Annotated in this window: 11 protein-coding genes; 6 read left to right on the top strand and 5 right to left on the bottom strand. The window is 65.8% G+C overall.

Annotated elements, in window-relative coordinates; genetic code table 11:
* Positions 1-16 precede the first annotated feature (16 nt).
* From HGR_RS10410 to HGR_RS10395, 4 genes are all read right to left on the bottom strand, one after another.
* A complete protein-coding gene (locus tag HGR_RS10410; protein WP_006298197.1) occupies positions 17-577 on the bottom strand; it encodes a peroxiredoxin in 561 nt (186 codons plus the stop codon).
* Positions 578-703: 126 nt separating this feature from the next.
* Positions 704-2,017: a serine--tRNA ligase gene (serS, locus tag HGR_RS10405; protein WP_006298196.1), complete on the bottom strand. Its 1,314-nt coding sequence runs from the start codon at positions 2,015-2,017 to the stop codon at positions 704-706.
* Between the two features lie 477 nt (positions 2,018-2,494).
* Complete coding sequence (ispH, locus tag HGR_RS10400) at positions 2,495-3,457, bottom strand: 4-hydroxy-3-methylbut-2-enyl diphosphate reductase (RefSeq protein ID WP_006298195.1); 963 nt, start codon at positions 3,455-3,457, stop codon at positions 2,495-2,497.
* On the bottom strand, positions 3,457-3,906 hold the full coding sequence (locus HGR_RS10395; RefSeq protein WP_006298194.1) for an FKBP-type peptidyl-prolyl cis-trans isomerase: 450 nt from the start codon (positions 3,904-3,906) through the stop codon (positions 3,457-3,459). The genes ispH and HGR_RS10395 overlap by 1 nt, the downstream gene beginning before the upstream one ends.
* Before the next feature lie 132 nt (positions 3,907-4,038).
* Here HGR_RS10395 and radC point away from each other — a divergent pair, with 132 nt between their 5' ends.
* Both radC and HGR_RS10385 read left to right on the top strand, forming a co-directional pair.
* Positions 4,039-4,710, top strand: coding sequence for a RadC family protein (gene radC, locus HGR_RS10390; RefSeq protein WP_006298193.1), 672 nt, complete (start codon positions 4,039-4,041; stop codon positions 4,708-4,710).
* Between the two features lie 55 nt (positions 4,711-4,765).
* A complete protein-coding gene (locus HGR_RS10385; RefSeq protein ID WP_006298192.1) occupies positions 4,766-5,443 on the top strand; it encodes a Smr/MutS family protein in 678 nt (225 codons plus the stop codon).
* A 107-nt stretch (positions 5,444-5,550) separates the two neighbouring features.
* Here HGR_RS10385 and HGR_RS10380 read toward each other — a convergent pair whose 3' ends face one another.
* On the bottom strand, positions 5,551-6,180 hold the full coding sequence (locus HGR_RS10380; RefSeq protein ID WP_006298191.1) for a hypothetical protein: 630 nt from the start codon (positions 6,178-6,180) through the stop codon (positions 5,551-5,553).
* Positions 6,181-6,404: 224 nt separating this feature from the next.
* Between HGR_RS10380 and HGR_RS10375 the strand changes: the two genes are divergently transcribed.
* The 4 genes from HGR_RS10375 (at position 6,405) to ruvC (ending at position 11,203) form a co-directional block, all read left to right on the top strand.
* The gene (locus HGR_RS10375; RefSeq protein ID WP_006298190.1) at positions 6,405-8,507 is read left to right on the top strand and encodes a ribonuclease catalytic domain-containing protein; all 2,103 of its coding nucleotides are present in this window, start codon (positions 6,405-6,407) and stop codon (positions 8,505-8,507) included.
* Positions 8,508-8,571: 64 nt separating this feature from the next.
* A complete protein-coding gene (locus HGR_RS10370) occupies positions 8,572-9,453 on the top strand; it encodes a TonB family protein (RefSeq protein WP_006298189.1) in 882 nt (293 codons plus the stop codon).
* A gap of 324 nt (positions 9,454-9,777) precedes the next feature.
* Complete coding sequence (locus HGR_RS10365; RefSeq protein WP_039853200.1) at positions 9,778-10,590, top strand: transglycosylase domain-containing protein; 813 nt, start codon at positions 9,778-9,780, stop codon at positions 10,588-10,590.
* A 64-nt stretch (positions 10,591-10,654) separates the two neighbouring features.
* The gene (gene ruvC, locus HGR_RS10360) at positions 10,655-11,203 is read left to right on the top strand and encodes a crossover junction endodeoxyribonuclease RuvC (RefSeq protein WP_039853198.1); all 549 of its coding nucleotides are present in this window, start codon (positions 10,655-10,657) and stop codon (positions 11,201-11,203) included.
* The last annotated feature ends 275 nt before the right edge of the window (positions 11,204-11,478 follow it).

The following is an 11,478-nucleotide window of genomic DNA, read 5'->3' as shown; positions in this document are numbered from 1 at the left end:
CAGCCTTTCGATCCGTTCAGGCCGGCGTCGCGCTGGGCTGCGGCTGCGACCGCAGACGCCGCAGATCGGTCACCACCTCCGCCGAATGCTGGTCCGCGTCGACCGAGCGGTAGATGCGGGCGATGCGCCCCTGCGGATCAACGATGAAGGTTTGGCGCTTGGCCATCTTGACGACCATCCAGTCGGACAGCGCGCCATAGCGGGCCGCCACCTCGCCGCGCGCATCGGCGAGCAAGGGGAACGGCAGCTTGTACTTCTGAGCGAACGCCGCGTGCGAGGCGCTGGTGTCCACGCTCACCCCCACGACCTGCGCGCCCAGTTCCTGCAATTGCAGCCAATCGTCGCGGAAGTTGCAAGCCTCGGTGGTGCAGCCCGGGGTGTCGTTCTTGGGGTAGAAGTACAGCACCAGCCATTTGCCGCGCCACTCGGCCAGGCGGCGGGTTTTGCCATCCTGGTCAGGCAAGGAAAAATCCGGCGCTTGCTGGCCCAGGCCCAAGGTGTCGGCCGCCGTGGCAGCACGGGCCAGCAACAGGGCCGGCGCAGCGATGCAAAGGCTGCGGCGCAGTCGTGAGTTCATGGTGGCGCTCCTTCGGTCGGGGACCGGTTGGTCCGCTTTATACCGGAGCGCCCAAGTGCAGGTCCGCTGCCGGCCCGCTGCGCTTCACTTCGCTGCGCGAAGTGAGCCTGCACTGAAACGATCAGCTCATGTCGGCGCCAGCACCGACACACCACCCAGGTACGGACGAAGCGCCTCAGGGACCTCGACCGAGCCGTCCGCGCGTTGGTAATTTTCTAATACCGCGACCAGCGCGCGGCCCACCGCGAGGCCGGAGCCGTTGAGGGTGTGCAGCAACTCGTTCTTGCCCTGGGCGTTCTTGAAACGGGCCTGCAGGCGGCGGGCCTGGAAGGCCTCGCAGTTGGAGACCGAGCTGATTTCGCGGTAGGTGTTTTGCGCGGGCAGCCAGACTTCCAGGTCATAGGTCTTGGCGGCGCCAAAACCCATGTCGCCAGTGCACAGGCTCATCACGCGGTAAGGCAAGCCCAGCTTCTGGAGGATGGCCTCGGCGTGGCGCGTCATTTCTTCCAGCGCTTCGTAGCTCTTGTCGGGGTGGACGATCTGCACCATCTCGACCTTGTCGAACTGGTGCTGACGGATCATGCCGCGGGTGTCACGACCATAGCTGCCCGCTTCGGAACGGAAGCAGGGGGTGTGGGCCGTGAGCTTGATCGGCAAGTCAGCCTCGGCCACGATTTCGTCGCGCACGAAGTTGGTCAGCGTGACTTCGCTGGTGGGGATGAGGTAGAGCGAGACGTTCTCGGCCTCGCCTTCCTGCCCGCCCTTCTTGGCGGCGAACAGGTCTTCCTCGAACTTGGGCAACTGGCCGGTACCGCGCAAGGTGTCAGCGTTGACGATGTAGGGCGTGTAGCACTCGGTGTAGCCGTGCTGCTGTGTTTGCACGTCGAGCATGAATTGGGCGAGCGCGCGGTGCAGGCGGGCGATCTGGCCCTTCATGACCGTGAAACGCGCGCCGGTCAGCTTGGCACCGGTGTCGAAGTCCAGGCCCAGGGGTTCGCCCAGGTCCACGTGGTCCTTGACGGTGAAGCCGTACTGCTTGGGCTCACCCCATTTGCGCACGACCACGTTGCCGTGCTCGTCGGAGCCTACGGGCACGCTTTCGTGCGGCAGGTTGGGCACGGCGAGCAGCAGGTTCTGCATCTGTTCCTGGATCTGCTCCAGCCGCGCGGCGGACGTGTCCAACTCACCCTTGAGCGCGTTGACCTCGGCCTTGGCGGCTTCGGCTTCGTCCTTCTTGCCCTGGCCCATCAGCGCGCCGATCTGCTTGCTCAGGCTGTTGCGCTTGCCCTGCAGTTCCTCGGTGCGGGTCTGCAAGGTCTTGCGTTCGGCTTCGAGGGCGCGGAATTGCGCGGCGTCGAGGTAGGGCTGCGGCTTCTTGCGGGTTTCCAGACGGGCCAGCACGCCGTCCAGGTCTTTGCGGAGCAGGTTGAGGTCTAGCATGATGGGGGTGGATTGTAGGGCTGCGTTATCTGTCTGCTTTGTCTGCTGGCATCCGTTTGTGGCGACCGCAGGCGCACGGGCAGGGGGCGACCACGCCTCATGTGATTTTGCTGAACGCAAAATCGAAATCGGCGGGTTCGCCCCCTGCCCGCACGCCTGGTCGATCAGCAAGGTCGGCGCTCGAAGGGCGACCGGCCAACACGAGTGACCCAGCGCCTTGGGCCTGGGGGTCGGGGCGCGATTTCGGGGGTGGCATCGGCCAGGCCTTGAAGACCGTGGCGGCGCTACACGAAGTGAGCGTCGCTTCGTACGCTGATTTCCGGCATCCTGTTTGAGCGGAGCGCCAAAGGCGCGCAGCGAGTTATGCCGGACAGGACTTCAAGGCCTGGCCGATGCGCAGTCGGCAAAGCCGACCACCCCCGCATGAGCGCCCCGGCCCCCAGGCCCAAGGCGCGCCGCCACCTACAAGAACAGGTTTCAGACCTTCAAACCCTTGGGCAAAGGAAACTTCACCGTCTCCTCCACCCCATCCATCTTGCGCACCGCCACCGCGCCCAGTGCCTTGATGCGCTCGATCACCTGCTGCACCAAGATTTCCGGCGCCGAAGCGCCCGCCGTCAGGCCCACCCGCGCCTTGCCCTCGAACCAGTCCGCCTGCAGTTCGTCCGCGTTGTCCACCATGTAAGCCGCCACGCCGCGCTTGTGCGCCACCTCGCGCAAGCGGTTGCTGTTGGAACTGGTCGGGCTGCCCACCACCACCAGCACATCCACCTGCCCGCTCAGCACCTTCACCGCGTCCTGCCGGTTCTGCGTGGCGTAGCAAATGTCCTGCTGCTTGGGCTCGCGCACCTGCGGGAACCGCGCCTTCACCGCCGCCAGGATGCCCGCCGCATCGTCCACCGACAGCGTGGTTTGCGTCACCACCGCAAGCTTCTCGCTCTGCGCGAGCCGCACGCGCGCCACGTCGGCCTCGTCCTCCACCAGGTGGATGCCGCTGTCGAGCTGCCCCATCGTGCCCTCGACCTCGGGGTGCCCCTTGTGGCCGATCATGATGAATTCGTAGCCTTCCTTGTGGAGCTTGGCCACCTCGACGTGGACCTTGGTCACCAGCGGACAAGTCGCGTCGAAGATCTGGAAGCCCCGGCGCTCGGCCTCGCGTTGCACCGCGCGGCTCACGCCATGGGCGGAAAACACCAGCGTCGCGCCCGGCGGCACGTCGTCCAGCTCCTCGATGAAGATCGCACCCTTGGCCTTGAGGTCATTCACCACATAGGTGTTGTGCACGATCTCGTGCCGCACATAAATTGGCGCACCGAACTTGGCAAGTGCCCGCTCGACGATTTCAATGGCCCGGTCCACGCCCGCGCAAAACCCGCGCGGTTCAGCGAGCAAGATTTCGGCATTCACGTCCATGATGACCCCCACGTTCACCGCACCCATCACAACACACCGATCAGCTGCACTTCGAACGTCACCGGCTGGCCCGCCAGCGGGTGGTTGAAGTCGAACAGCACCGCCTGATCGCCGGTCTGCACCACCACGCCGCCGAACTGGCCCTGCCGGTCTGGCGTGGGGAACTGCACCACGTCGCCCACCCGGTACTCCTCGTTCGGGTCGCCCAGCTCACGCAACTCCTTGCGCGACAGCCATTGCTGCATCTCGGGGTTCTTCTCGCCGTACACACCGGGCGGCAGGTCCAGCGTGGTGTGCACGCCCTCCTCCAAGCCCAGCAGCGCATCCTCGATGGCGGGCGCGAGTTCACCCGAACCGATGGTCAAGGTGGCGGGCTTGCCGCCAAAGGTGTTGACGATGTCACCGGCCGGGCCAGCCAGGCGGTAATGCAGCGTCAGGAAAGAGCCGGGGACAACCCGCGCGGGCGTGGCGTTCATGAAAAACTTGCCGGTTGAAAAGTGGAAAACTGAAACGGTGCAGGCGCAAAAAGCCAAGACCCTGGCCGGAGCGAATCCGCCATTGTAGAAAGCGGGCGCAGCCCCAACCACCCGCCCAGGAATACCCACCCCATGGTGAAAGACTTGCCGACTGAATCCCGCCCGCGCGAAAAACTCCTGGCCCGCGGGCCAGGCGCGCTCTCCGACGCCGAACTGCTGGCCTTGCTGCTGCGCACGGGTATCGCGGGCAAGGGGGTGCTGCAACTCGCGCAAGACTTGCTGGACGGCTTTGACGGCATCGCCGGTCTGCTGCAAAGCGGCGGCGAGGCCTTGCAGCGGGTCAAGGGCCTGGGGCCAGCCAAGCGCGCCGAACTGCAGGCAGTGCTGGAACTGGCCCGCCGCGCGCTGGCCCAGCAACTGCGTGCCCGCTCCACGCTGGACACGCCCGAGGCCGTCAAGCATTACCTGCAGCTGCACCTCGCAGCCAAGCCCCACGAATGCTTCGCCGTGCTGATGCTGGACAGCCAGCACCGGCTGCTCGCGCTGGAAGAGCTGTTTCGCGGCACGCTGGCGCAAACCAGCGTCTACCCTCGCGAGGTGGTGTTGCGCGCCCTGCACCACCATGCGGCGGCCGTGGTGCTGGCGCACAACCATCCCAGCGGCAGCGTCTCGCCCTCGCGCGCGGACGAGCTGTTGACGCGCAGTCTGCAAAGCGCCCTGGCCCTGGTGGATGTGCGCGTGCTGGACCATGTGATCGTCGCGCCCGGGCAGGCGCTGTCCATGGCGGAGCGCGGGCTGCTGTGAAGCCTGATGTGGAGCGTGCGCGAAACGCCTCGGACGCTGGTGTACAACCGGGGCCATGAAGGCGAAGTTCAACACCAAGCTGCACAGCTTGAGCGACCTCAAGCAGGTCAAAAAAGCGCTCGACGCCCAGGCCAAGCAGGAGGCCGAGCGGCTGGCCGAGGAGAAAAAGCGCGCCCGTCAGAGCCAAAGCGACGGTGACTTGTTCCGCCGCGCCGCCGGGGCGGTGCAGGCGCTGCCGCCCAAGCTGGCCGCCAAGCACGGCGGCACCCGACGCGCCGAACTACAGACCGACAAACCCGCGCCCATCCCCTTCCAGCGTCAACGGGACGAAGCCGCCGTGCTGGGGGAATCGATCAGCGACGAATTCGACGTCTCCACCCTGCTCGACACGGACGAGCACCTGAGCTACCGCGCCAGCGGCATCGGTCCCGACGTGACGCGCAAGCTGCGCAAGGGCGACTGGGCCATCCAGGCCCAGGTTGACCTGCACGGTCTGCGCACCGAGGAAGCCCGCGAACAACTCGCCGCCTTCATCCGCGAGGCCCGCAAACAAGGGCTGCGCTGCGTGCGCGTGGTGCACGGCAAGGGCCTGGGCTCACCCGGCAAGACGCCGGTGCTCAAGAGCAGGGTGCAAGGCTGGCTGGCGCAGAAAAAGGACGTGTTGGCCTTCGTGCAAGCCCGGCCCGCCGAGGGCGGCGCGGGGGCGCTGGTGGTGTTGCTGCAGGCAGGATGATGCCGTTTGTCGCGGCTCCAGCGTCTGTAGATGAAACAGGCCGCTTGCCTTAACACATAGGCAGCGGCCTGCTTTGATGGGCAACGACGTGCGGTCGATGTCTACATTCAGAATTTGTAGAAGTACCCAACACTCAGGATGTTGAGGGCATCGTCCTCGAGACCCGCAACATTGCCGTAGTGCGTGAACGAGAGGCGCAAGGCGTGGTGTGCCCTGCTTTCGCCAAAGAACCAGTCATAGCCCAAGCCAAAGAGTGCGCCGGATTTGGTTTCCGAATCGTTGTCCCTGCCGCCCAATGAACTCTTGAATTCATAAGTGGATTTCGTGGAATGCCCGCCAACACGGGCAAAAAGCCCATGCAATTCGGAATCAGCCGCCGGACGCAGCAGGGCAGAGAAATCGACGGTTCGCCAAGCTCTTTCCCAAGACTCTTTGTAGTAGCCACCAGAGTAAGAGCCCTCCACCGAGGTGTCCTGCGAGAAGCTCATTAAGCCGAACTCCAACGCGATGTTCTCCGTCAGCTCCACACCAACAAAGGGCCGCAACGCCACGGTACCAGCATCCTGCTTAACGCGGGCACTGTAGGCGTTGTAGTCGTTGACATATGTTGTTGCGATGTCGTCAGTTTCATCTTTAAAAGCAACTGCGCCCCCTTCCACGCCAACATAGACGGATTGAGCAAAAGCAGAGCACGTCAGCGTCATGCCGATCATGGCCCCAGTCAAAATCTTTTTCATTCTGTTCTCTATATCTGAATTAAAAGGACGGTCTGGCTCAAAGACCCAAAACGAGAGCCGGATTGCCTGACGAGCCCAACACAGCAACTTCTTCTTGACTTCAACTCATCGAAAGCGCCCTGCCCTAAAGACCGAGCGCCGAAATTTTATCAATCGTCTATGGCAGCGACGCTGCCGCAAGCGGTCTGACCGGAACCCTTCATCCCCCATGGGACAATCCCCCCATGTTTGCATTGTTCGACGAAGCCGGGAAGTTCCTCGCCGGCCGCATCCTTTCCGAAGCCGACGCCTCGCTCCAGGTGGAGTTGGACACCGGCAAGCGGGTCAAGGTCAAGGCGGCCAATGTGCTGCTGAAGTTTGAGAAGCCCGCGCCGGCTGCACTGCTGGCCGAGGCCCAGCCGCTGGCCCAGGGCATCGAGCTGGACTTGGCCTGGGAGTTCGCGCCCGAGGAGGACTTCGGTTTCGCCGAACTTGCGGCCCTGTATTTCCAGGACCCCCCCACCTTGACCCAGCAGGCCGCCGCCCTGCTGCGGCTGCACGAGGCGCCGCATTACTTCCGCCGCGCGGGCAAGGGGCGCTACAAAAAAGCCCCGGCGGAAATCATCCAGCAGGCCCTGGCCGCCATCGAGAAAAAGCGTCTGTTGCAGATCCAGATCGGCGAATGGGCGCAGCAGCTCGCCCAGGGCAGTTGCCCCGCGCCCATCCGCGAGCAGCTCTACAAAATCCTATTCAAGCCGGACAAGAACGCCGCCGAGTACAAGGCCGTGGTCGAAGCGGCACGCGCCACGCAGAAGGCGCCGCTGGACCTGCTGCAGGCGGCGGGTGCCATCGACTCGCCCTACCAGTTCCACTGGCGCCGTTTCCTGTTCGACAACTTCCCCAAGGGCTACGGTTTTCCGGCGAACCTCGTGGCACCGGAGATCAAGGACGAACTGCCCACGGCCAGTGTGCAGGCCTATTCCATCGACGACTCGCAGACCACGGAAATCGACGACGCGCTGTCGGTGCAGGGCCTGGGCTCGGGCATGGTGACGGTGGGCGTGCACATCGCCGCGCCGGGCCTGGCCGTGCAACGCGGCGACGCCATCGACAAGCTGGGCCGCGACCGCTTGTCCACCGTCTACATGCCGGGCTACAAAATCACCATGCTGCCCGACGAGGTGGTGCAGCGCTACACCCTGCAAGAAGGCCAGGCCTGCCCCGCGGTGTCGCTCTACGCGCGCTTCAAGGAAGACACGCTGGAACTGGTGGACAGCGACACCAAGCTGGAACGCGTGCCCATCGCCCACAACCTGCGCCACGACCAGTTGGACGGCGTGGTGACGGAGCAATGGCTGAGCGACCCCGGCTTCACGCACGCCATCACCCCCGAGGCGGGTTCGCATGCGGCCCTGTTGACCCCCGCGCTGCGCGCGGAGCTGGGCTTTCTGCACCGTCTGGCGAAACACCTCAAAGCGCAGCGCGAGATCGTGCGCGGCAAACCCGAAACCTTCAATCGACCGGACTACAACTTTCGCCTGCATGGCAGCACGGGCGAGCCGCAGGGTCAGGAGCAGGTGCAGATCAGCGTGCGCCAGCGCGGCGCGGCGCTGGACCTGATCGTGGCCGAGGCCATGATCCTGGCCAACAGCAGTTGGGGCCAGTGGCTGGCCGAGCTGGGCGTGCCCGCCATCTACCGCAGCCAAGCCAGCCTGGCGCCCGGCGTCAAGGTGCGAATGGGCGTCAAGGCCCTGCCGCACGCGGGCATCGGCGTGCCCAGCTACGCCTGGAGCACCTCGCCCCTGCGCCGCTACACCGACCTGGTGAACCAGTGGCAGATCATTGCATGCGCGCGCCATGGCAAGACGGCCGCGCTCGCCGCGCCCTTCCGCCCCAAGGACGCCGAACTGTTCGCCATCATCAGCGCTTTCGACGCGGCCTACACCGCCTACAACGGCTACCAGGCCACCATCGAGCGCTACTGGACGCTGAAGTACCTCGCACAGCAAGGCATCGGCGAACTCGACGCCACGGTGTTCAAGGACAACCTGGCGCGCGCCGACACCTTGCCTCTGGTGCTGCCTGTTCTGGGCACGCAAGGCCTGCCGCGCGGCGCGCGCGTGCGGGTGAAGCTCGGCGCCATTGACGAAGTGGCGCTGGATGTCGGCGGCACCGTGATCGCGCGGCTGGACACTGACGCCAATGGCGAAGTGGGGGACAACGCCGATGCCGTGGAGGGCGAGGGCGAGGACGACGACACCCTGGCCGCGGGCCCGATTGCCATCGCAGTGGACGTCAACGAGGCGCCCGAAGCCGAGGACGCGCCACCTCCGGCAAGCGGGAGCTGACGAGCCTCCCGCCGGCACGCTGCGGCGATAATCCAGCCCCGTGAATTTGCCCCCATCCAAACCCATGCGGCTACCCACCTTCCAGCTCAACACGCTGCAATGGGCGCTGGGCGTGTCCCTGGGCTTGCACGCCGTGCTGCTGACCGTGCGCTTCGTCGCGCCCGAGGCCTTCGAACGCGCCTTCAGCGATACGCCGCTGGAAGTGATTCTGGTCAACGCACGCAGTGACGAAGAGGACGCACGGGACGAAGACGCCAAGGCGATTGCCCAGAGCAAGCTGGCCGGCGGCGGCGAACTGGAAGCGGGGCGCGCCACCAACCCCCTGCCCGCCACGCAGATCGACCTCCAGGGCGACACCCTGGACCAGGAAACCAGCGAACAACTGCAGCGCCTGCAAGCGCAGCAAAACCTGCTGCTGGCCCAGGTGCGGGAGCAGCTGGCCAGCCTGCCCGCGCCCGCGCCCCAGAGCGACGCGGCGGGCCAGGCCGCCACCGCCCAGGAAGAAAAACGCCGCCTGCTGCTCAAGCAGTTGGCGGAAATCGAGCGCCGCATCCAACAGGACAGCGCCCGCCCGCGCAAGCACTACATCGGCCCGGCCACTCGGGAAGCGGCCTACGCCCAGTATTACGACCGCCTGCGCCGCGCCATCGAAGCCAAGGGCACGGCGAACTTCCCGAACGTGGCGGGACGCAAGCTGTACGGCGAGCTGACCATGGCGCTCACGGTGGACGCGCAAGGCCGCATCGTCGGCGCCGAAGTGGCGCAAAGTTCAGGCAACCGTGAGCTGGACCGGCGCGCCCAGGCCATCGCCCAAGCGGCTTCGCCGTTTGGCGCGTTCACGCCGGCCATGCGCAAACAGGCCGACCAGATCGTGGTCGTGTCGCGCTTTCGTTTCGCGCAAGACGCGACGCTGCAAACCCAGGTGAGCAACGCGCCCGCGCGTTGATGGCCCTGGCGCCGCGCAAGATTTCCACGCATGCTGAAGCGACTGTCGCGATGGCTGTTTCACGGACGCAAGGGCACGGGCGCGCGCGGCCATGAACCGGATTTCGATGAAAGCCGATTCGACCTGCATCCAGAAGCCAGTCCGTCGCTGTTGCACGCCCTGGACGAATTGCCAGGGGATCGGGCCGCGATGCCCGCGCCAGCGCTCGGCGCCCAGGACAAGAGGACGGGCCATTCCGCCTACCGCCAGCACGCGATCCATCGTCACCCTGTTTCCGCTTCCTCCCACACGTCACGTTCCATGCGCGCTCCCCTGTCCTCGCCCTTGCGAGCCCTCTGGCGCTGGCTGCTCCTGCTGCTGATCGCGGGGCTCGCGCTTCAGCTCTTTTTTTTCGCGCGCATCGCGCTGATGACGCGCGTCGATCCGCAATCCACCGCGTTCGAGCGCTCCGAGCTGTGGCGTCTTTGGCAGGAAAGCCGCGCGGACCCGCCCGCGCCCGTGACCGCGAATGGAAAGAAGGCGGTGGTGCGCAAGCCCAAGCCGCTGCGCTGGCGACAGCAATGGGTGAGCTACGAGCGAATTTCCTCCCACCTCAAGCGCGCGGTGATCGCCTCCGAGGACGACGGCTTCGTCAGCCACCCTGGCGTGGACTGGGTGGCCTTGCAGGAGGCCTGGATGCGCAACGCCGCGGCCCAGGCCCGCGCGGAAATGCAGGCCCAGCGCTCCGCCGCGCAGCGCACCACCCAACAGGCGGTGCGCCAGCCCAAGGTGGTGGGCGGCTCGACCATCACCCAGCAATTGGCGAAGAATCTGTTTCTGTCGGGCGAACGCACCTTGCTGCGCAAGGGGCAGGAACTGGTGCTGGCGTTGATGCTCGAGACGCTGTTGGACAAGCGCCGCATCCTGGAGATCTACCTGAACCACGTCGAATGGGGCGAAGGGGTGTTTGGCGCGCAGGCTGCGGCGCAGCGTTACTACGGCAAGAACGCCTGGCAGCTGGGGCCCGATGAAGCGGCTCGCTTGGCGGTGATGTTGCCGCGCCCGCGCTTTTTCGAGAAGCTGCCCAACTCCAACTACCTCGCCGACCGGTCGGGCGTCATCGAGTCCCGGTTATGGTTCGCCCAGCTCCCGCCATGAAACCCGACTGCCTGCGGCTCGCATGAGTAGCGCCCCAACCCCACCCGGACCCACGCCGACACCGCTGCGTATCTTGGGCATCGACCCGGGTCTGCGCACCACGGGTTTCGGCGTGATCGAGGCTCAGGGGCAGCATCTGCGCTACGTCGCCAGCGGCACCATCAGCACCGCCAAGGAAGAGCAAGGCAACCTGCCCGCGCGGCTCAAGGTGCTGTTCGATGGGATCACCGAGGTGGTGACGCGCTACCAGCCCACGCAGGCCGCGGTGGAAATCGTCTTCGTCAACGTCAACCCTCAATCGACCCTGCTACTGGGCCAGGCGCGTGGCGCCTGCCTGACAGCCCTGGTGAACTGCAAGCTGCCAGTGGCCGAGTACACCGCCTTGCAGATGAAGCAGGCCGTGGCCGGCCACGGCCGAGCCGCGAAAGCGGAAGTGCAGGCCATGGTGCAGCGCTTGCTGAAGCTTCCCGGCCTGCCCGGGCCGGACGCGGCGGACGCTCTGGGCCTGGCCATCACACAGGCCCATGCGGGGCTGACGCTGGCACGGCTGGGTGAGGCGTCACCGCTGCCGCGCAAGACCAGCGGGCGGTATCGGGAAGGGCGAGGGCATTGAAGCCCTAAACTTCACGAGCCTGCACGCGCGTTGCAGGCGGGCCAGCCGTCCGCCTCATAGAGCGCTTCGCGCTCCGAAATCGGCGGCGCGACTGGCCCACCTCCAACGCGCTTGGAGTCGACAGGCTTGTGTACTCTGGGAAGCCAAGCAACCGAGCAGGCTCACGGGCTGGGGTGAACCCGACGATTTCGGAGACGCGCAGCGTCTCATGAGGAGCGGTCGCCCCAGCCCGTGAGCCTGCGGTGCGCAAACAAGGAAGCACCGGAACCGGGGCG

It is taken from the genome of Hylemonella gracilis ATCC 19624 (assembly GCF_000211835.1).
Lineage (GTDB): Bacteria > Pseudomonadota > Gammaproteobacteria > Burkholderiales > Burkholderiaceae_C > Hylemonella > Hylemonella gracilis.
Note: the sequence above shows the minus strand (reverse complement) of the source record. Positions and strands in the feature narration are given on the sequence as shown.